The organism is Clostridium sp. CM028, assembly GCF_030585565.1.
GTDB classification, from domain to species: Bacteria; Bacillota; Clostridia; order Clostridiales; family Clostridiaceae; genus Clostridium_AD; species Clostridium_AD estertheticum_B.
Window position 1 is genome coordinate 3,252,193 of record NZ_CP077766.1, and the last position, 22,200, is coordinate 3,274,392.

Below are 22,200 nucleotides of genomic sequence, written 5' to 3' on the forward strand. Positions count from 1 at the left end.
AATTTATTCCGCCTTATGTTTAAAGTTTACGACTTTAGTACCCATTGGACTTGTTAGTATAGTTATTGTTTCTATAGCCATTGGAGGGTTATGTGGCCCAGTAAAGGTTTCAACTTGTACGGTTATTTCGTACTCAAACATTTCTGGCGTTTTTTTTATACTTGATATTTTTGCATCCCATAAGTCATATTGTTTAGGGTGACCATAATATTTATCTACTTCATCAGAGATATAAGGACTTAAAAGAGACAACAGACTACCTTTGTATAGTTCTTGTTGATTAACATTTTTCACTTGACTTGTATAACAATTAGTATAAGAATAAACATTTTTTGGACTTAAACTTATTAATATTATTAATAATACTGAAATAAATGCTTTTTTCATAAAATCAACTCCTTATGTATTATAGTTTGTGTAAGAAGTATTATTTTATTAGTAAATCATATTTTTTCATATGATACTCAGTAAATAAAGAAAGTATAATAATAAAATTTAGTATTATAGTTAAGACGTCTTTTTCTTAAATAGTTAACCAATCGTAATTATACGATAGTTAAACAATTGTATATTGTGGATTTAAATATGAAAGAAAAAGTAAGAATAAAATTTTATCGGAAAAAAATTCGTTGAATTTCTTGATTAAAAGATACTATAATATTACACAACATTCCTGAAATGAAAAAGATAAGCAGAAGGTTTAAAACCTTCTGCTTATCTTTTCTCATTATTTACTTACTACACTCTCGTCTTTAATAGTGACTTTACTTAAGTTTTCACGAGCTTTTAATGGTTTTGAAATAACCTTTGTAGGACATTTAGTAGAACATAGTCCACACTGTGTACATTTTTCAAAGTCTATTACAGGTAAGTTATTAACCATAACAATCGCCTTAGATGGGCAAACTCTTGCACACATTCCGCAAGCAATGCATCCAACGCCGCAATTATCTTTTACTGTTTTACCCTTTGATTTTGAGTTACATTCAATAAGTACTTCTTGAGTAGCGGGAACGAATTCTATTAAGTTCTTAGGGCATACTGCAATGCAGGCGCCACAAGCTACACAATTATCATTATATACTACAGCTACACCATCAATGATGTGAAGGGCATTGAACTCACAAGCTCTTACACAACTTGCAAAACCTAAACAACCATCAGCGCAAGCTTTAGGACCACCACCAGGAGCAATAACTGCTTGGCGGCAATCTTTGATTCCATCATACTCATATTTTTCTTTAGCAACCGTGCAAGTTCCTTTACATTTAACAAAGGCAACTTGTGGATTAGCGGTTTCAACGGATACGCCCATTATTTCCCCGATTTTTTCAGCAACTGAAGCTCCACCTACTGAACATAAATTTAGGGGTGTATCACCCTCAACTACGGCTGCAGCATAAGCATCACAACCAGCAAATCCACATGCACCACAATTTGCACTAGGCAATGCTTCTCTAACTATTGGTATTTTAGGATCAACTGGTACATGAAATTTTTTATTTGCATAACCAAGTACTACTCCAAATACAAGTCCCATACCACCAATGCTTATTACTGGGTAAATTAAATTATTTATGTCCATTTAAATACCCCCCAATTTTAAACCACTAAAGCCTAAAAATGCGATAGCCATGAGTCCAGCTGTAACTAGAGAAATAGGAAGACCTCTAAATGCCAATGGCATATTATCATTCTCTTCCATTCTTTCTCTTAATCCTGAAAGAAGTACAATGGCAAGCATGTATCCAAGGGCAGCTCCAAGAGCATTAACCATGGATTCTACTAGGTTATATTTTTCACCTATATTTATAACTGCCATACCAAGAAGTGCACAGTTAGTTGTTATTAATGGGAGATATATTCCAAGAGCTTTATAGAGACTTGGCTGAGTTTTTTTGATAACCATCTCAACAAATTGCACGAGTGCTGCAATAACTAGCACGAATGATAGTGTTGATAAATAAGTTATGTTTAAAGGAACTAAAATCCAGTTATAGACTCCATAAGTCATGAATGAGGCTATGAACATAACAAACACAACTGCTAGTCCCATACCTTTTGCAGTTTCGGTTTTTTTAGAAACTCCAAGAAAAGAACATACTCCAAGGAATTTAACTAATAAGAAGTTATTTACCAAAAATGCACTTATAAAAATTGAAAAAAGTCTCATTTCCATCCACCTTTCTTAAAAAAAATTATTTTTTGCAACTATGAGCACAAGACCCACATCCAGTACACGCGCCAGTCACTGGATCGATTTCATGAAAATGTGCAATTTTATCATTAACTTTATTTGTTTGATTAATTGCTTTTTGGTTTAATAGAGCCATTAAAATTCCTAGAGTAATAAAAGCTCCAGGTGCTAGAACCATAATTATAGCAGGTTGAAAAGAGGCTCCCAATAATTTAAATCCGTATATTGAACCAGCGCCTAGTAATTCCCTTATTGCACCCAGAATTGCTAAAGCTACTGTAAACCCAAGTCCCATTCCGATAGCATCAAAAATTGAAGGAAGTGCTTTGTGTTTTGAAGCATATGATTCAGCTCTTCCAAGAATTACACAGTTAACAACTATAAGTGGAATAAAAATTCCGAGTGACTTATATAGAGATGGAACAAAACCTTGCAATAAAAACTGAATTAATGTTACAAAAGCAGCTATTATTGTAATGTAAGCTGGTATACGAACCTTATCAGGTATTGCATTTCTTAATAATGATATAAAAAGATTAGAAAAAATCAACACTGCTGTAGATGCTAGTCCCATACCTATGCCGTTTTTTACACTTGTGGTAACAGCTAGGGTAGGGCACATAGCGAGAACTTGCACAAATATTGGATTTTCGGTTACAATACCATTTTTTAATCTTTCAGAAAATACGCTCATTATTTTTCAGCTCCTTTCAATGAAGAGTTGTAAAAATCAATAGCATCGCTAACACCAAGAGTTACAGCTTTTGATGTAATAGTTGCACCTGTAATAGCTTGTATTTGGTTGTCCTTTGAAGGAGCTACTTTTACAACTTCTAATTTTTCGTTTATAGGTTTATTCTTAAATTGATCTGAAAACTTAGGTTCTGGAGCATTAGCACCAAGACCGGGAGTTTCAGTGTGGGCTAAAATTTTAATCCCAGTAACTTTTCCCTCGTTTGATATTCCAACCATGATTTCTACTGGGCCAGCGTATCCTTTTGGAGCAACTTTTATAGCATAACCAGCTATTTCATTACCCTTTAGGCCAGAGTTAACCTCAGAAATTTTTTCATTGATTTTCACGTCTGTCTTTTCAAATTTATCAGCTGTGGGTAATATTGCTTTCATAGCAGCTTGCTTATCAGCAGCAATCGAATTAGCAATAGGTGCTTTTGTTATTTCATAGGCACCGCCTAGTAAGAAGCCCGCAACTCCAGTAATTAAAAGTAAAATCAAACCTAATTTAATATTTTCTTTCAATTATTTCACCTCCCCAAAAATACGTGGAGCAGTAAACTTATCAATAAATGGAACAAATAAGCTCATTATTAATATAGAGTAGGATACTCCTTCAGCATAACCACCATATAAACGTATAATTGTGGTTAAAACTCCACATCCAAGTCCAAAGATAAGTTGTCCTTTTTTAGTCATTGGCGAAGTTGAATAATCAGTTGCCATAAAGAAAGCACCAATCATTAAGCCTCCAGCACAAATTTCATATAATGCATTTCCAGTCATTAAACCATCTCTACCTAATATAGCAGTTAAAACAAATACAGTACCAATAAATACTACTGGAGTATGCCAGCTTATTATTTTCCTATATAGTAGATAGGCTCCACCGATTAGTAATGCAAGTACAGAAGTTTCACCAATGCAACCACCGACATTACCAATAAAAACGTTCATTAGACTAGGTAAATTGTCACCACCAGTTTTAAGTATTCCAAGTGCCGTAGCAGCGGAAGTACCATCAACGGTAAAATTAGTCATGTGAACTGGCCAAGAAGCAAGTAAAAATGCTCTAGCGGCTAAAGCGGGGTTCATTACATTTTGTCCAATTCCACCAAAAAATTGTTTTACAATAATTATTGCGAAAAATCCTCCAATTGCAGGAAGCCAAAGCGGAACAGCAGCGGGCAAATTAAATGCAAGTAATAAACCAGTTACCACAGCACTAAGATCTCCTATTGTAATTTTTCTATGAGTTAGTTTCTGCCATAAAGCCTCTGCCGCAATACATGATAGCACAGATACCAATGTAACTAAAAATGCTTGCATTCCAAAAAAATATATGCCGGCAAAGGTAGCAGGTAGTAATGCTATTATTACGTCTCTCATTATGCCCTGCACAGAATCATTTGATTTTATGTGTGGGGATGAAGATACTGTATACATATAAGTCACCTCTATCTATTTTTTTCGTCTATTGATATTTACTGTTTGTTTACCTTCACGGCAAGTTTGAGTTAAATGACGTTTTGCTGGGCATACATAAGAGCAACAAGCACACTCAATGCAATCCATACCATGGTATTCTTCAAATTCATCGTACTTACCTCTTAAAACTAAAGAGTTAAGTTTTGTAGGGTTTAAAAACATAGGACAAGCGTTCATGCATTTTCCACATCTTATGCAGCTAGATTCTTGTTCTAATTTAGCTTGCTGTTTTGTTAAACAAAGTATCCCCGAGGTACCTTTAATAACGGGAGTTTTTAATGAACTTAAAGCCATTCCCATCATAGGTCCACCGGATATTACTTTAACGGGGTCTTCTTTAAATCCACCAGCAGCCTCGATAACTTCTTCTATAGAAGTTCCAAATTTTACTCTTAAATTAAGTGGTTCTTTAACTGCTTCTCCGGTTACGGTTAGTACTCGCTCCATAAGTGGTCTACCGTTTACTACAGCGTTATATATCTCAAACACAGAATCAACATTTTGAACTATGCATCCAACGTCTGCAGGGAGCTTACCAGAAGGTAATTCTCTACCAGTAATTGCATAAATTAATTGTTTTTCTGCACCTTGAGGATATTTTGTAATAAGTGGAGTAACTTGTACATTATCCATGCTTTTGCAAGCTTTTTTCATAGCTTCAATTGCATCAGGCTTATTATCTTCTATTCCAACATATCCCTTTACACCAGGGAACATTTGAAGAATAATTTTTAAGCCGAGAGCTATTTCAGCGGATTTTTCCATCATCATTCTGTAATCGCAAGTTAAATATGGTTCACACTCTGCAGCATTTATTATAATGCTGTCGATAATTTTTCCCTCTGGAGGAGTAAGCTTAATATGTGTAGGAAAACATGCCCCACCCATACCTACTATACCAGCTTCTTTAATGATAGTTACGATTTCATTTTTTGATAGCTTTTCATAATCATTGTGAGGTGTCATGGTTAGCACTTCTTCATAAGTGTTATCGTTTTCGATAATGACAGACAACACCATTGCTCCATTACTATGTAGCCACGGCGCTACGTCTTTTACAGTCCCAGATACGCTTGAATATATTGGCGCAGATACAAAAGCTTTGGATTCACCTATTTTTTGTCCCACCAATACTTTATCACCTTTTTTTACTAAAGGTTCGCAAGGTGCACCTATATGTTGTTGCATAGGAAATACTAAGTTGCCCTTTGGAAGCAAATCTTGAATTGCTTTGTGCATACTTAAGTCTTTACTACCACTCGGGTGAATACCTTTTTTAAAAGTCAAAAGTCCCATAATAAACCTCCTTGTAGTTCTCTGAGAGGCATAACAATTATCAATTGTTACCCTCTTTAGTGGTTTATAGTAGTATAACAATAATTAACTGTTATACTACTATAAAATTATAGCTAAGATTGTAAAAAATAAAAAAGTGTAAAAGCTTAATGCAGTTACAACTAAAATCCACTATACCATATATATTATACCTTTTGTATGTATAAAAGAATACCTTTTATGAAAAAAAACTTTTATGAAAAAGTGAGATTATTCCAATAACTCCACTGGTATAAAATGTGTTCTTAAGGAATATTACAATGAAAAATATAAGATTAATATGGATAATAAACTATATTTACGAGAAAATATAATTGAAAAGGTAAGGTGAATATGGAGAATAATAGTTTGAATAATTTGGAGATCCAAAGTGTGAATTTAGACATTAATGAGGATATCATAAATAGTTTAAAAACAGAGATTTATAAAAGAAGCAAATTTGAATATAATTCTAATGTTATTACTATTCCCAATTATTTTTATAGGTTTATAGGTATAAAAAACAATGAGAAAGATTACTATGAAAATTTACATAGTTTAGACAGTGAATTAAAGAAAATAGGGTCATGTTACATACGGTTTGGTGAGGGATTAGATAAAGACATTAGCATAAGACTTCAAAATGTATTAAATGACATTTGGATAAAAGTATTCAAAAGAGAAGTTCTAGATGTATCCTTAATTATAAATTTAATAAGTGATAATGGACTTTTTCCGAATTTATCTAATAAAGTTTTGCTCAGACAAATTAAAAATAATTTAAAGGGACTAATAGAGTATTATATTAAGAGCAATGAAATAATTGATAATCATAAAATTAAAGTTATTATCAATTATGTGATTCATTGGATAAATATTTATTCTAAAGAGTTATTCGAAGAGTTTGATTATATGAAAATTAATCCTAAGGTAGTCTTTTATGGAGAAATTTCAAGAGAAGAAGTTTTTTATTTAATATTATTATCAACCTTGGGTTGCGATATTTTATACTTTAATCCGAAAAACGCTGGAGCTTTTCATGAAATTGATAAATATAATGCTTTTTCAAATGAAATTGTTTATAATTGTAACTATGAAATAAAACCGTTCCCTTCTAATATTGAGGATAGAATTAAGACCACTGCATACAATGCTAAAGAAGAGCTTAATAAGACATTGTATACGGATGATTCTGGGTTTTATAGACCGTGGCAGTTTTCAGATTATAATGTAGAGGCAGTAACCCTTAATACTACATATGAGGAAATATATATTTGGATTAAGGAAAAGGCATACATAAGGGAAGGGTTTAAGGTTAAAGACTCAACTGTAGTCGTGCCCAACATGTTCTCAAAAATTTGTGGCACTCATGAAAATATTGATATTTACTGGAAGGAAATTAACGAGGTATCAACTGGGAAATTTACTAAGTTTTATAATGAACTACCTATAATGGATGTAGTACATTTGGAATATGGAAAATTTAATAAAATATACCCGAGTAATATTTTTTCAGGGTTCAATGTTTCGGAAATGCTTAATTCATCTTGGTGGAAATACAAGGAGCTCAGGTCTGGACTTCAAAAAACTATGGCAGAAAAAATTAAAGACTTATGCCTTAATCCTGTAATAATAAACGTTGAACAGGAAGATTTAAGGGATTTGCAAGTGGATATTTTCTCAGTGTTAATAAATTTAGATACAACATTACTTGAATTACTGCAAGCATATGATTACCCAGAAGAAGTTCCTAAAATTGTAGTTTATAATAATGAAGAAAATGGGAACTTATCTTTCGAAGATTGTATAATGCTTGCCTTTATGAATTCTATGGGAATAGATATAATTATATATAACCCTTCAGGGTATAACGACATAGAAAATTTTATATTTCCTGAGAAATATGACATTCATAGATTAGAAAATGTAAGTTTTAAGTTGCATTTTAAAAAACATGTTGAGAAGAAGAAAGGTTTTTTTGAAAATTTGTTTCGTAGTTAATATTTTGATAGTTGAAAAGTGAAAGCTGATTTTTATGCTATAGCACAAAAATCTTAAAAATAAGTTAGAAAAACATAGGCGCACGAGATATTAGGGGGAGAAAAACATGGAAAAAAATAATCAAATACTTAAAATCGAGGATGAAAACATTGAAGATAAGGCTATAGAGCAAAAAGCAATAAGCATAAGTCGGCAGCTTAAAGTCTCACCACAAGTGATGCAAATTGCAGCCAATATAAATATTAAAGATGCAAATGCAATATTAGAATTTGGAAATGAACCGGCTCAGCAAATATCAAAATTTGCGGATCAAATATTAAATTCTATTAAAAGCAGTAGTGTTGAAGACTCAGGTGTTATGATAAAAGAACTTACAAGTATAATGAAGAAATTTGATAAGCAAGATTTTGAGGAAAACAAAACGGGTTTCCTTGCAAAGCTATTTAGTAAACCAGGTAAGGCAATTGACAAAATGATGGGTAAGTATAAAACCATCGGAGGAGAAATAGACAAAATTTACACGGCGCTTAGTGGTTATAAGGCGGAAATAAATAGTTCTAACTTATCACTTGAAAACTTATATAATCAGAATTTTGAGTATTATGGAGAATTAGAAAAATACATTGCAGCAGGAAATATGGTTGTTGAAAAAAATGAAAATGGAGATATTCCTAGACTTGAGGCGTTAGCAGCGAGTGGTGAACAAATAAATATGATAAATTACGAGAATGCTAAAGCCACTGTTGAAATGTTAAAACAGAGAATTTATGATTTGGAAATGGCTAAGATGGTATCATTACAAACTGCCCCTCAAATTAAAATGATTCAAAGAGGAAATTATAAGTTGATATCTAAAGTTCATTCTGCTTTTATAATAACTATACCTGTATTCAAAAATGGAATAATTCAAGCTATTGCTTTAAAAAAGCAAAAGCTAGTATCAGATTCTTTAGCAGAGCTTGACAGAACTACTAATGAATTATTAATGAAAAATGCCGAAAATATAAGAAGTCAAAGTGTTGACATAGCGAAACTCGCTGGAGGAACAAGTGTAAAAATAGAAACGCTAGAGAAAACTTGGAATACTATTATGCAAGGGATAGAGGAAACAAAGAACATTGAAGATGAGAATAAAAAATTAAGAGAAGCCGGAATAGTTAAATTACATGATATGACAGAAAAACTAAAACAAAAATCTTTAAGCTAATTAATTATAATAGAGCGTTTTAAACTAAACGAAAGATTTAAAGGTGATTATATGGATCTGTTTGAATTACAAGCACAAAAGAACTTACAAAAAGAAGCACCGCTCGCTGAGAGATTAAAACCTGAAAAATTAGAAGACTATGTAGGACAAGAGCATATTTTAAGCAAGGGAAAGCTTTTACACCGAGCTATAAAAGCGGATAAGATAACTTCGTTACTACTTTATGGTCCGTCAGGTACAGGTAAAACTAGCTTGGCTAAAGTTATTGCAAATACAACGAAATCTAATTTTGTTAGACTTAATGCTGTAACAGATGGGCTAAAAGAATTAAGAGAAGTGGTAGCTGACGCTAAGAATAATTTAGGCATGTACAATACTAAAACCATATTATTTATAGATGAAATTCATAGATTTAATAAAGCTCAACAGGATGCATTGTTACCTTTTGTAGAAAAAGGCACAATAGTTTTAATTGGAGCAACTACGGAAAACCCGTATTTTGAAGTCAATAATGCATTAATATCTAGATCTATGCTATTTAAATTAGAACCATTAAGGAAAAAACATATTGAAAAGATTATTGCACGTGCGCTTGTTGATAAAGAAGTAGGATTTGGGAACACCGATATTTGTATGGAGAGTGAAGCTATAAGTTATCTTGCAGATATGGCAAATGGCGATGCAAGACGTGCACTTAATGCTTTGGAATTATCAGTACTCACTACGGATAGAGATGAAGATGGTAAAATAAAAATAACCCTTGCAGTTGTTCAGGAATGTCTCCAAAAAAAGCATATAAAATATGATAAGAATAGAGACGAGCATTATGATGTAATTTCTGCGTTTATTAAAAGTATGCGAGGATCGGACCCTGATGCTACAGTACATTACCTTGCTAGAATGATATACGCTGGGGAGGATCCAAAGTTTATTGCCAGGAGAATTGTAATAGCTGCATCCGAGGATGTGGGAAATGCTGATCCTATTGCGCTACTCGTAGCAAATAATGCAGCACAAGCGGTTCAGTTTATAGGCATGCCAGAAGCAAGAATTATTTTAGCACAGGCTGCAATTTATATAGCTTCAGCTCCCAAAAGTAATGCATCTTATATGGCTATAAATAATGCAATTAAAGATGTAGAAGAAAAAAATATAGGGGAAATACCTGTACATCTAAGGGATCAAAGTTATAGTGGTGCAAAGAAACTAGGACATGGAGTAGGATATTTGTACCCGCATGATTATGAGGGGAATTATGTAGCGCAGCAATATTTGCCTGATGAGCTAATTGGCAAAGTATATTATGAAGCCCTTGACAATGGATATGAGAAAAAAATTAAAGAACGCCTTAAGTCACATTCAAACAAATGAAGCCGATAACATAAACTTAGGTTTATGTTATCGGCTTCATTTGTTTGAATGCGCAAAAAAAAGTATATATTACGTATAATGCATTTAAGCGAGCTTTAGAACTTCTTGTTTTATTTTTAATTAAGATGCGTTAAGAAAAACATATGTTTGAGCGACAGCGAGTTTATGTTTTTAAGCAGATTAACTAAAAATAAAATTAGTAGTTCTTAGCGAAGTGAACGCATTAATAGTAATATATACTTGTTTATTTTTTAGTTGAAAATATTTTTTTTATAATAGTTAAAATATCTACTATATATACTAAATATTTTTCAAAATATTCTGTTGTACCAATGGCAGAGGCAGTTGTTTTAACTACTACTTCAGTAACATCTTTTATGTTGTCTGTTACCTCATATAAGTTTTTAAATGTTTTTGGTAAAACAGACAATATTTCATCTATATTATCTTCATTTTTTTCGATAATTGAGTTTACACTTGATATAGTTTTAATAAGTTTTAATAACCCTATTATAAGTATAATTAAAATGACTACACCAAGAAAAAGCAATAAGCCTTGTCCTAATTTAAAAAAGTTTATATACATTAATAACACCACTATTCTATAAAATTTTGATTATTTTTTAGTTTCATTTTCAACTATAACAGGTTGTCCTACAACGGTATCTAAATCTTCATTGTCAGTTATAGTCATATCATCTTTTGTTTCAGAAATTACTTTTGAAGTCTTTTTTTCATTTAAATATTGAGAAACTTTAACTTTAGCATCTGTTACACTATCTTTGGCATCTGAGACTTTACTGTTAAGAGATTCTTTAAGGTCAGCACTTTTTTGTTTAATTTTAATTTTAGCATCTGTTACACTATCTTTAGCATCAGAGACTTTATTATCAATGGTTCCCTTAAGCTCTTTTGATGAACGAGCAATATCTTCTCTAGTTTCTTTTCCGGATTTTGGCGAAAAAAGTAAACCACCTAATAAACCACTAAGACTTGCAGCTGCGGTAGCAATAAGTATTTTTTTCGCAGTTTTAATTTTTGATTTTCTTTCTTTTTCTTTTTTTTGTTTTTTATACCAATTTGAAAATATCATAAATGTTTCCTCCTCTAAATATAAAAACATTATATGGTTGTATATTATACAATATGTAGACTTTTGTCAATACATATAGGAAATGTAAAAAAATATACTGACAAGTACAAATTAAAACAAAAAGATTAGGACTTAGTTTTACACTAGGTCCTAATCTTTTTTGTTTTCATATGATTAATTAGAGCTTACAACCATTTGTGCAATATTATTTGAATGGTCTCCAACTCTTTCAAGATTGGTTAATAGTTCTAGATACACAGAGCTACCAGCAGGAGTGCATTCAAGGCGACTTAACCTAGATATATGCTCCTTTTTAAGCTGTCTTTCCATGGTATCTATCTTTTTTTCTACGTTCATTGCTTTGCGAGCAGATTCTAAGTCGGAATTTTCTAAAGCGGCTATTGCGTTATCAACACAGTATTTTACAGTTTCAAACATATATGTAACATCAGATAGTGATTTTTCTGAAAAAATGAGTTTATTAACCATTCTGCTTTTAGCAAGCTCACCTAAGTTGTCAGCATGATCTCCAATTCTCTCTATATCATTTACAACATTGTAAAGAGAAGTAATAATTTCAGATTGATGTTCGGATAGAGATGTGTTTGAAAGCGACACCATATAACTAGTTATTTCTCTCTCAAGATAGTTAATTGTAACCTCATGATCAATAACTGAGTTCATCATTTTTTCATCACAATTAAGGAAAGATTGCATCGCATTAGAAAGATTTACCGAGGCTAATTGACCCATTCTAGTAACTTCCTTAATAAGTTGTCCAACTGCGATAGAAGGAGTTTCCAGTAGTCTTCGATCTAAGTATTCGAGTACTAGAGCAGATGATTTTTCATCCTCACCAGGTACTAATTTATTAACAATTTTAACTAAAGCATTTATAAACCAAACTTGTATAAACACATTTGATACATTAAACAATGTGTGAGCATTTGCAATTTGTCTTTGAACATCTCCACCAAACATCGGAACAACTTTTAATACTAACTTGAAAGCTACCATAAATATTACTGTGCCTGTAAAGTTAAAAATCAAATGTAACAGTGCAGCTCTTTTAGCATTTTTAGTTGTGCCTATACTTGCAAGTAGTGCAGTAGCACAGGTTCCAATATTATCTCCGAAAAGTATAGGAAGTGCAACAGCAAGCGTTATACTGCTATTTGAAGCAAGTGCCATTAATATTCCAATAGTAGCACTACTACTTTGAATTGTTGCTGTCATACAAAGACCAACAATAACTCCCATGAATGGGTGCTTTCCTAAAACTAAAATAAGATTCTTAAAGCTATCTAGTTCACTTAAAGGACTCATAGCAGCTTCCATCATTGACATACCAACAAATAATATACCGAAACCCAAAACAATCTCGCCAATGTCTTTAGTTTTCTTATTCTTGCAAAATAAGACTAAAGCAGCACCTATTGCAAGAATAAAGGGTGCGACATCTGTAAGTTTAAAGGCTATAAGTTGAGCAGTCATTGTAGTACCAACATTTGCTCCCATAATAACCCCAGCAGCTTGGAATAAATTCATAAGCCCTGCATTTACAAAACCTATAGTCATTACTGTAGTAGCACTACTGCTTTGAATAATTGCAGTGACACCTGCACCAACGAGTACAGCGAAAAACCTATTGCTAGTTAGAACCTCTAGCATTTTTTTTAGCTTTTCGCCAGCAGCCTTCTGGAGACCATCGCCCATTAGCTTCATTCCGTATACAAATAGTCCTAAACCACCTAAAAGTTGAAAAATCATTTTATAATCCATATTTTAATAACACTCCTCTAAATAGAATATTCCGATGAAATTTTATCACAACAATGTTAAGTTAGTGTTAAGTTTCGATAATTTATGTTAATTTTTTAAAAAAAATGTACATTATTTCAACAAATATTGCGAAATATTAAAGAAAGGTCTATAAGATTCTTCTTTTTGTTAAAATTTCAATTAGTATTAATGCAAAAGCTCCTCCAATGAGCGCAGTTATAAGCTGAGGTGACCCCATAGTAATAACTAGTTTATTAACTATTTTTGGAGGCATATTTAGATTGAATAAGGGAATAAGTTTTGATGCGGAAATTGATAGAAATATGTATTTTATAAAAGCCCCAGTTATAACTCCTAAATGTTCACCATATTTTCCACGTTTATTTAAAATTACAAAACTAAGAACAAATATTATGTTACCAATGATTATAAAGGGGAGGAAGGGTCCTAAAACGCTGGCAAGTTGTCCAGTTAACCAGGCGAGTAGCGGAGTTAAAGAAGCTACTAATACTCCGTAACCACCTCCACAAATTGCAGCTGTAAGTATAAGGATAGCATTAACAGCTGGTCCAACAAAAAATTGGCTTATTCCAGGTAAAGTCTTTCCTACTACTTGAAAAACTATAGCTAGAGCAAGAAAAAGACTTGCTTTTACCAGGTTAGTAACATTTCTATTTTTCATTTTATTCACTCCTAAATAGTTTTTTAAATACTAATTATACCATAATAATAGACAAATGCTGAAGTGCATACTAATAGAAGCAGTGGAGAATATCATATTTGGTAAATAATAACAAAGAACAGTGAGAAAATATTAATGCTGTAACATTTGTTACCGACTTTCAATCTGTGCGCAACTATAATAAAGGTAGTTCAACAATAAAGGACAGATTACTTATGTTGATGTTAATTATTCAAAATACTAAATTTTTATATGGAAGATAATTAGTGCATTCAAATAAATACCAAGTTAATATGTGGCTATTTATTTGAAAGCGGCATTATAAAATTATTATCTATCCAAAAAACAGGAGGAATTTACAATGAGTATGTTTTGTTATCAATGTCAAGAAACTTCAAAGGGCACAGGATGCACATCACGAGGTGTTTGTGGTAAAACAGAGGATTTAGCTAATATGCAGGATTTATTAATATATGTTTTAAAAGGAATATCAATTTATAGCACAAGAGCAAGGGAACTAGGGGTAGAAAATCAGGAAGTAAATAAATTTGTAGTAAATGGATTATTCATGACTATAACAAATGCAAATTTTGATAAAGTTAGATTTATAGAAACAATAACAAAAGCATTAGAATTACGTGAAGTAATTAAGGCAGAACTCGTAAATGCCGGTGGAGTAATAGATGGTAAAATACCTGAATGTGCAATATGGACAGGTACTTCTGAAGAATTTGAGAGCAAATCTATGAATGTAGGAGTTCTTAAAACAGAAAATGAAGATGTAAGATCTTTAAGAGAACTTGTAACTTATGGTATCAAAGGAATGGCAGCTTATGCTGATCATGCATATAACTTAGGGTATGAAAACAATGACCTGCATGCATTTATGCAAAAAGGACTTGCACAAACTACTAATGATAACTTATCTGTTGATGAATTAGTTACATTGGTACTTGAGTGTGGTAAATATGGAGTAGATGCTATGGCACTACTTGATGGAGCTAATACAACTACCTACGGAAATCCAGAAATTACAAAGGTTAATATAGGAACCCGTAATAACCCAGGAATATTAATTAGTGGACATGATTTAAAGGATATGGAAGAATTGTTAAAACAAACAGAAGGTACAGGAGTAGATGTATATACTCATAGTGAAATGTTACCAGCAAACTACTATCCAGCTTTTAAAAAATATGATCAACTTGTAGGTAACTACGGAAATGCGTGGTGGAAACAAAATTCAGAGTTTGAAAGCTTTAATGGACCAATACTAATGACAACAAACTGTATTACTCCTCCAAAGGATTCTTATAAAGAGCGAGTTTATACTACTGGAGCATCTGGATTTGCTTCCATGAACCATATAGCTGATAGGAAAGATGGAACTGCAAAAGATTTTTCAGCTATAATTGAGCATGCAAAAAAATGTAGTGCACCAATTGAAATTGAAAAAGGAGAAATAGTTGGAGGATTTGCTCACAATCAAGTAATAGCATTAGCTGATAAAGTTGTAGAAGCTGTTAAAACAGGAGCAATTAAAAGATTCTTTGTAATGGCTGGTTGTGATGGAAGAATGAAAGGCCGCGAATACTATACTGATTTTGCAAAAGAATTACCAACAGATACAGTTATTTTAACTGCGGGTTGTGCAAAATACAGATACAATAAATTAGAACTTGGAGATATTGGTGGAATTCCTAGAGTCCTAGATGCAGGACAATGTAATGATTCATATTCATTAGTTGTTATTGCAATGAAGCTACAAGAAGTATTTGGACTCGATGATATCAATGAATTACCAATAACATATAATATTGCATGGTATGAGCAAAAAGCTGTAATAGTGTTATTAGCATTACTTCACCTAGGCGTTAAAAATATTCACTTAGGACCAACATTACCAGCATTTTTATCCCCAAATGTTGTCAATGTATTAGTAGAGAACTTTGGAATAGCTGGAATTTCTAGCGTAGAAGAAGATATAAAAATGTTTATGGCTTAAGAAGTTGAACAAGCATCCTAAAAAGGGTGCTTGTACTTATTTAATGACATTTCAGAAGGAAAGTCTCCAATTTCTATAAGTGGGAGTATATGTGCAGCGACCCAGGAGATGATTTAATTACATTGCATAATAAGTTTACATTAATTTAATAGTTAAAAGCAAAATAATAATGATTAATCTTTAAATTAAGTGAAATCCGACAATTTAAGTGGCTATATTTAAATTCTCGAGAATATATTTTAAAAAACCCTTGAATAATTCCAAAATGTATTTTAAACTATAGAAGAGGTAATTTTAACATGAATATTGATTATAAGGTATTAAAATCTCTTAGTAGTAATGTTGTTGTTTCAGAGAAAGACGATAATGTCTATGTTCTTTTTGGTAAAGGAATAGGATTTGGTAAAAAACCTGGTGAACTTATAGCTAAAGGGAGTGCCATAGACCAGAAATTTATTAAAATAGATGATAGTGAAAAAGCTAACTATGTGGAAATCATTCAAAATGTAGAAGGTAAAATATTGGCAGTAGCAGAAGAAATAATTTCTTTTGCGGAAGATAGGTTACAAGAAAAATTAAATTCACATATACATGTTGGTCTAAGCGACCATATTAGTTTTGCAATTAAAAGAATGGAACTTGGAATTAATATAGTTAATCCATTTCTAAATGAAATACAAACATTATACCCTAATGAATATAGCATAGCAGAAAAAGGAACAAAATTTATCAAAGAAAAATTAAATGTGGCTTTGCCAGAAAGTGAAATCGGTTTTATTACTCTTCATATATATTCTGCAAGAGTTAACGAGGAAGTGTCTCAAAGCCTTAAGTATACTAGAATCGTTAAAGAAGTAATGGAATATATCCAAGAGTTACTTGGAATAAAAACTAGTGAAAAATCAATGGAATATGGGAGATTAGTTTCTCATTTAAGGTATGCTTTAGATAGAATAGATAATGATAAGGTTCTAAAAAATGTAATGCTGGGATCTGTTAAAGCTCAGATGAGCGAAGACTTTGAAATTTCTAAGAAAGTATGTGAATTTATATCAGAAAAACTTTCAAAAGAAGTTTGTGAAGATGAAGCTTCATATATTTGTATGCATGTACATAGATTAAAGCAATCAAATTAAAAAACAAAGTTTATAATGTTAGGTGTGTTACTGATTAGATCAGGCATGAGCCATATAAAATGCTAATGAGCATCTTATTAGTTTATGTCTTTTTTTAGAACGTTTTAAAAAGAATGTATAAAGATACTAAAGTAGATAAAGCTACTTTAGTGGATTTTAAAATGTATTTGAAATTCGAAAGATTGCATAAACTAATGTTTATATAATTATTTAAGATTTAAAGTGAAATCTCATAATAAAGAAATTTTAGGTGGATAATAATTAATAATTGAATCTACCTTAGAGAAAGGCGAGGATGATAAAAATGTTTAGTTTTTTAAAAAAGAGCAAAGAAGGAAAGAGTATGATTTTAAAATCTCCAGTTGTGGGAAGATGTTTTGACATATCAGAAATACCTGATGAAGTTTTTTCATCTAAAATGTTAGGTAATGGGATAGGATTTGAATCTACAGAAGGAGTATTATATTCACCAGTTGATGGTGAAATTCTTCAAGTATTCCCTACAAAACATGCCTTAATTTTAAAGAGCAAAGAAGGTATAGAGATACTACTTCACATAGGTATTGATACTGTAGAGATGAAGGGTGAGGGCTTCGAAGCTTTTGCGCAAAAAGGACAACAAGTTAAGGCTGGAGATAAATTATTAACTTTTAATAATGAATTAATAAAAGCTAAAGCTAAAACTAATTTAAGTGTTCTAGTTCTTACAGATAATGAAATAATGGAATCTGTAGAATTTAAGTTAGGGACTGTAGATAAAAATGATGAAGTTATAACAATAAAAATAAAAAAATAGGGAGCGTATATTATGATGGAAAAAAAAGCAATAGTTAAAAGTGAAAGTGGAATACATGCAAGGCCGGCATTATCAGTAGTTAAAGAGGCTTCTAAGTTTAAATCAGAAGTTCTTATAGTAAAAGAGGGCAATGAGTATAATGCAAAAAGTATAGTAGCTATAATGTGTATGGCAGCTGTTAAAGATGATGAAATAACAATAAAAACTACTGGTGATGATGAAGAAGCCGCTGCGGTAGCTATGGTAAAACTTATAGAAGAAGGACTTGGAAAATAGGGGGAATAAGCTATGTTAAAGGCAATAGGTGCATCTCTTGGAATAGCTATAGGCAAAGCATTAGTTATTAGAGAAGAAGTCTTAGAGATAAAGGAAAGCAAGGTAATAGATTCAGAGGTTGAGCTAGCTAGGTTTAATGATGCCTTGCAAGAAGCAATTACTGAACTTGAAAAAATAGTTAAAAATGTAAAAGAAAAGCTAGGCAGTGAGAAGTCAGAAATATTCGAAGCACATTTATGTATGCTTGAGGATCCAGAATTCATAGGATCTATTCAAAAGAAAATAGCAAGCGATAAATTCAATGCTGAATACTCACTACAAACTGTAGCAGCACAAACAGCAGCTATTTTTGAAAATATGGATAATGAATATATGACTGAGAGAGCAGCAGACATTAGAGATGTAAGCAAAAGAGTGTTAAATGTGCTAATGGGTATAAAAGTAGCTTCTATTTCAGAAATTAAAGAAGAGTGTATAATAATAGCAAAGGATCTTACTCCGTCAGATACAGCACAAATTGATAAAGCTAAAGTTTTGGCATTTGTAACTGAAATAGGTGGGAAAACTGCACATACCTCAATTATTGCACGTTCTTTAGAGTTACCAGCAGTCGTAGGTGCAGGTAATGGCATAAGTGAAATTAAAGATGGCGATTTAATTATTGTAGATGGAGAAGAAGGTATAGTTATAATTAATCCTGATGAAGCGACTTTAAACGATTATAAAGAACGCCGAAAAGAATTCATTGAATCTAAACATCAGCTACTTAAATATGCCACTATGAAATCTACTACAATAGATGGCAAAACAGTTGAATTAGCTGCAAATATAGGATCATCGGAAGATTTAGAATCTGTTTTGAAAAATGGTGCAGAAGCTATAGGATTATTTAGAACAGAGTTTTTATATATGTCAAAAGATGCACTTCCAACTGAGGAAGAACAATTTAAGGAATACAAGTCAGTTATTGAAAAAATGGATGGAAAACCTGTTATTATAAGAACCTTAGATATTGGTGGAGACAAGAAATTGAATTACTTACCTATGGACGAGGAAATGAATCCATTTTTAGGATATAGAGCTATAAGACTTTGCCTTGATAGAACAGACGTATTTACAACTCAATTAAGAGCTTTAGTAAGGGCATCTGCATATGGCAAGCTTAAAATAATGTTTCCTATGATATGCAATCTTCAAGAACTTAGAATGGCTAAAAAAATACTCGCGCAGTGTAAAAATGAACTTAAGTCAGAGGGCGTAGTATTTGATGAGAATATTGAAGTGGGTATTATGATAGAAATACCATCAGCTGCAATAATGTCAGATGTATTAGCTAAAGAAGTAGACTTCTTTAGTATAGGTACTAATGATTTAATTCAATATACATTGGCAGTTGATAGAATGAATGAGAAAATATCATATTTATATGATTTTTATCATCCAGCTGTTTTAAGACTTATTAAAATCGTAATAGATAATGGTCACAAGGCAGGAATAAAGGTAAACATGTGTGGTGAAATGGCAGGGGATACAAATCTTATTCCTGTACTACTTGGATTTGGATTAGATGAATTCAGTATGAGTGCCTCTTCAATATTAAGAGCACGTAAAACTGTTACAAATTCTAGCTATGAAGAATGCATAAAGCTATCAGAACCAGTATTATCATTTGGAGATTCAGATGAAATAAAGGAATATATAAAAGCTAATATTAAGGCATAAGGCCTATATTAGTAAATAAGGCTTATACTAACGTATAAGTAATAAAATCAATCGTTTCACTAAAGCAATCTATTCTTAATAAAGGATAGGTTGCTTTTTTGCACTAAAATTCTATATAATATATTTATGTGAAAAATATTTTAAGGATGCCTTCATAAATGTCCATTATGTAAAGGATGAGATTAGATGATTAAATTAAAAGAGAAACTTATATTTCATATAGATGTTAATTCAGCGTTTCTTTCTTGGAGTGCTACGGATAAACTTAGAAAAGGCTCGGATATTGATTTAAGAGATATAGCCTCGGTAATAGGCGGAGACGCGGAGTCTAGAAGAGGAGTAGTACTCGCAAAATCTATGATAGCTAAAAAAAGTGGAATAATAACAGGAGAGAGTTTATTTACTGCAAGAAAGAAGTGTAAAAACATGATAGTTATATCACCTGACTTTAGGTTATATGAAAGATGTAGTAGAAGTATGAGAGAAATTTTTGGAGACTATACACCTTATGTGGAGAAATTTTCTATAGATGAATGTTTTCTAGATATGACAAGTTATAATACCTCAAAAGAAGCAGCACTCAAGATAGCTTGGGATATTAAGGACAGAATAAAAAATGAACTTGGATTTACAGTAAATGTGGGCATATCAAATGTTAAGCTTCTAGCTAAGATGGCATCTGATTTTGAGAAACCTGATAAAGTGCATACGCTTTATGAAAATGAAATAGAAAAGAAACTGTGGAATCTTCCAGTTGGTGAGCTTTTCATGGTTGGAAAGAGAACCGTTCCTAGGCTTAATAATTTAAACATATTTACTATAGGAGATTTAGCTCAGTATGATGTTGGATTTTTGAAATACCACTTTAAAAGTAGTGGACTTATGATGTGGAAATATGCCAATGGTATAGATAATAGAGAGGTAAAGTCAAATAAACATGAGCTAAAAGGAATAAGCAATTCGACTACATTATCAGAAGATGTTAAAAGTAAAGATGAAGCCTATAAAATATTATTAGCATTAGTAGAGCACACAGCTTCTAGATTAAGAAATATAAAAAAATGCTGTTACTGTATTTGCATAACTATAAGGAATCATGAATTTGTTGATTATTCGCGTAGCACGACTTTAAAAAGTGCTACAGATTCAACGCAGGAAATACTAAAAACAGTAAAAAAACTTTTTGATGAATTATGGAAGGGAGATCCAATAAGACTACTAGGAGTTTCTCTTAATAATCTAAGTGAGGATAATTTCAAACAAATATCAATTTTTGATATTGGTAATGATTCTGATGAAAAGAAAAGGGCAATAGACAAAACTATAGACAGTATTAGACGCAAATATGGTGAAACTTCAGTTATGAAATCAGTATTTCTAAAAAATAAATAGTTTATTAAGTCGCAAAGATAATAAACATATATTATACGCTGTTGTTCTAAATAATAAAAAAATGATATAGACTAGGTAAGAAGTATTATTTGAGAAAATGTAACGGAGGTATATGTAAATATGGATAATCGAGCACTTATACCATTATACCTTAATGAAAATATGATAAATAATTTATATACAATTGTAATACAGGAATTTGCCGAAATCAAAAGTGAAAGTACGAGGAAACAGTTAACTATTAGTACCAATACACCATTATATGAACTTACTTGTGGTAAAATAAGGCAAGGAGATTTAAATGTTCAACTTCTTAATGAATTCTCGTCGCAGAAAATTGAAGAAAGAGTCTCAATTGTAATAACAATACTATCAAGAATAAAAAATATACTAAATGACCAAAGCTTGTTAAAAGTTATAAATAATGAGAGTGATGTAAAGAATATGAAGGAATTTGATTTTGTTCAGTTTACTAGTGAGTTGTATAAAAATCCAGTTATAGAATATATAGAAGATATGATTAGGGTTATGGAAATGCAATTGGCTTTTTCACCGGAAACTGTGGAGAACGGTGCTGAAAGCCAAGAGCAAAGAGTTAAGAAGCAAGTTTTAAAGGTCTTGAAAGATGATATGGAAAATTGTAAAAGAGAAAAATGTTTAAAATTCATTAGTAGTAATATAGGGACGAGCAATACAAAAGTTGTAGTGCCCTTAGAGATAAAAAATATGGCAGACAATTTAGATTATATTGAAGGTGCTAAAATCACTGTCCTTGGTAAGGTGGTAAGAATTCCAAAGGAAAATGAAATTAATAACTATAGTTTACTAAGTGGCACATACTTTGATTATTTGAATGAAGAGTATTTTAAAGAATTTAAAAATAGATTTCTAAAAGATACAAGTTTAATTAGTGATTATGATAAAAAACAAATAGAAATTACCGGATCTGTCATTGAAATTATACCTATAGCAATGTATATTTAGAATTAAGATTACAGTGAAA

Annotated in this window: 21 protein-coding genes; 10 read left to right on the forward strand and 11 right to left on the reverse strand. The window is 31.7% G+C overall.

What is annotated here, in order from left to right; all coding sequences use genetic code 11:
- Nucleotides 1–3: 3 nt before the first annotated feature.
- From KTC94_RS15360 to rsxC, 7 genes are all read right to left on the reverse strand, one after another.
- Complete coding sequence (locus KTC94_RS15360) at nucleotides 4–387, reverse strand: DUF3888 domain-containing protein (protein ID WP_220319636.1); 384 nt, start codon at nucleotides 385–387, stop codon at nucleotides 4–6.
- Between the two features lie 340 nt (nucleotides 388–727).
- The gene (locus KTC94_RS15365) at nucleotides 728–1,579 is read right to left on the reverse strand and encodes an RnfABCDGE type electron transport complex subunit B (protein WP_220319664.1); all 852 of its coding nucleotides are present in this window, start codon (nucleotides 1,577–1,579) and stop codon (nucleotides 728–730) included.
- Between the two features lie 6 nt (nucleotides 1,580–1,585).
- On the reverse strand, nucleotides 1,586–2,173 hold the full coding sequence (gene rsxA, locus KTC94_RS15370) for an electron transport complex subunit RsxA (protein WP_220319637.1): 588 nt from the start codon (nucleotides 2,171–2,173) through the stop codon (nucleotides 1,586–1,588).
- Between the two features lie 25 nt (nucleotides 2,174–2,198).
- Complete coding sequence (locus KTC94_RS15375; RefSeq protein ID WP_216301992.1) at nucleotides 2,199–2,891, reverse strand: RnfABCDGE type electron transport complex subunit E; 693 nt, start codon at nucleotides 2,889–2,891, stop codon at nucleotides 2,199–2,201.
- On the reverse strand, nucleotides 2,891–3,457 hold the full coding sequence (locus KTC94_RS15380; RefSeq protein ID WP_165411699.1) for an RnfABCDGE type electron transport complex subunit G: 567 nt from the start codon (nucleotides 3,455–3,457) through the stop codon (nucleotides 2,891–2,893). The genes KTC94_RS15375 and KTC94_RS15380 overlap by 1 nt, the downstream gene beginning before the upstream one ends.
- Complete coding sequence (locus tag KTC94_RS15385) at nucleotides 3,458–4,378, reverse strand: RnfABCDGE type electron transport complex subunit D (protein ID WP_216301993.1); 921 nt, start codon at nucleotides 4,376–4,378, stop codon at nucleotides 3,458–3,460.
- A gap of 15 nt (nucleotides 4,379–4,393) precedes the next feature.
- A complete protein-coding gene (gene rsxC / locus KTC94_RS15390; protein WP_220319638.1) occupies nucleotides 4,394–5,716 on the reverse strand; it encodes an electron transport complex subunit RsxC in 1,323 nt (440 codons plus the stop codon).
- 387 nt (nucleotides 5,717–6,103) lie between these two features.
- Between rsxC and KTC94_RS15395 the strand changes: the two genes are divergently transcribed.
- From KTC94_RS15395 to KTC94_RS15405, 3 genes are all read left to right on the forward strand, one after another.
- A complete protein-coding gene (locus KTC94_RS15395) occupies nucleotides 6,104–7,735 on the forward strand; it encodes a YceG family protein (RefSeq protein WP_304518661.1) in 1,632 nt (543 codons plus the stop codon).
- Between the two features lie 106 nt (nucleotides 7,736–7,841).
- Complete coding sequence (locus KTC94_RS15400; RefSeq protein ID WP_220319640.1) at nucleotides 7,842–8,942, forward strand: toxic anion resistance protein; 1,101 nt, start codon at nucleotides 7,842–7,844, stop codon at nucleotides 8,940–8,942.
- Between the two features lie 51 nt (nucleotides 8,943–8,993).
- Nucleotides 8,994–10,313 (forward strand): replication-associated recombination protein A, encoded by a 1,320-nt coding sequence (locus tag KTC94_RS15405; protein WP_220319641.1) that lies wholly within the window; start codon nucleotides 8,994–8,996, stop codon nucleotides 10,311–10,313.
- Between the two features lie 244 nt (nucleotides 10,314–10,557).
- On the opposite strand, the gene KTC94_RS15410 is transcribed toward KTC94_RS15405, so the two are convergent.
- From KTC94_RS15410 to KTC94_RS15425, 4 genes are all read right to left on the reverse strand, one after another.
- Nucleotides 10,558–10,899: a hypothetical protein gene (locus KTC94_RS15410; protein ID WP_220319642.1), complete on the reverse strand. Its 342-nt coding sequence runs from the start codon at nucleotides 10,897–10,899 to the stop codon at nucleotides 10,558–10,560.
- Nucleotides 10,900–10,929: 30 nt separating this feature from the next.
- On the reverse strand, nucleotides 10,930–11,406 hold the full coding sequence (locus KTC94_RS15415) for a YtxH domain-containing protein (protein WP_220319643.1): 477 nt from the start codon (nucleotides 11,404–11,406) through the stop codon (nucleotides 10,930–10,932).
- A 174-nt stretch (nucleotides 11,407–11,580) separates the two neighbouring features.
- Nucleotides 11,581–13,188, reverse strand: a complete 1,608-nt coding sequence (locus tag KTC94_RS15420; RefSeq protein ID WP_220319644.1) for a Na/Pi cotransporter family protein — start codon at nucleotides 13,186–13,188, stop codon at nucleotides 11,581–11,583.
- A gap of 148 nt (nucleotides 13,189–13,336) precedes the next feature.
- Nucleotides 13,337–13,870, reverse strand: coding sequence for an ECF transporter S component (locus KTC94_RS15425; protein ID WP_216302001.1), 534 nt, complete (start codon nucleotides 13,868–13,870; stop codon nucleotides 13,337–13,339).
- A 361-nt stretch (nucleotides 13,871–14,231) separates the two neighbouring features.
- Here KTC94_RS15425 and hcp point away from each other — a divergent pair, with 361 nt between their 5' ends.
- From hcp to KTC94_RS15460, 7 genes are all read left to right on the forward strand, one after another.
- Nucleotides 14,232–15,875, forward strand: coding sequence for a hydroxylamine reductase (gene hcp, locus KTC94_RS15430; protein WP_220319645.1), 1,644 nt, complete (start codon nucleotides 14,232–14,234; stop codon nucleotides 15,873–15,875).
- Between the two features lie 299 nt (nucleotides 15,876–16,174).
- Nucleotides 16,175–17,011, forward strand: coding sequence for a PRD domain-containing protein (locus tag KTC94_RS15435; protein WP_216302003.1), 837 nt, complete (start codon nucleotides 16,175–16,177; stop codon nucleotides 17,009–17,011).
- A gap of 304 nt (nucleotides 17,012–17,315) precedes the next feature.
- The gene (locus KTC94_RS15440) at nucleotides 17,316–17,807 is read left to right on the forward strand and encodes a PTS glucose transporter subunit IIA (protein WP_165411712.1); all 492 of its coding nucleotides are present in this window, start codon (nucleotides 17,316–17,318) and stop codon (nucleotides 17,805–17,807) included.
- A 12-nt stretch (nucleotides 17,808–17,819) separates the two neighbouring features.
- Nucleotides 17,820–18,083, forward strand: coding sequence for an HPr family phosphocarrier protein (locus tag KTC94_RS15445; RefSeq protein WP_216302004.1), 264 nt, complete (start codon nucleotides 17,820–17,822; stop codon nucleotides 18,081–18,083).
- Nucleotides 18,084–18,095: 12 nt separating this feature from the next.
- Nucleotides 18,096–19,805 (forward strand): phosphoenolpyruvate--protein phosphotransferase, encoded by a 1,710-nt coding sequence (ptsP, locus tag KTC94_RS15450; protein WP_216302005.1) that lies wholly within the window; start codon nucleotides 18,096–18,098, stop codon nucleotides 19,803–19,805.
- 186 nt (nucleotides 19,806–19,991) lie between these two features.
- Nucleotides 19,992–21,197 (forward strand): DNA polymerase IV, encoded by a 1,206-nt coding sequence (locus tag KTC94_RS15455; RefSeq protein WP_216302006.1) that lies wholly within the window; start codon nucleotides 19,992–19,994, stop codon nucleotides 21,195–21,197.
- Nucleotides 21,198–21,317: 120 nt separating this feature from the next.
- Nucleotides 21,318–22,181 (forward strand): hypothetical protein, encoded by an 864-nt coding sequence (locus KTC94_RS15460; protein WP_165411716.1) that lies wholly within the window; start codon nucleotides 21,318–21,320, stop codon nucleotides 22,179–22,181.
- Nucleotides 22,182–22,200 lie beyond the last annotated feature (19 nt).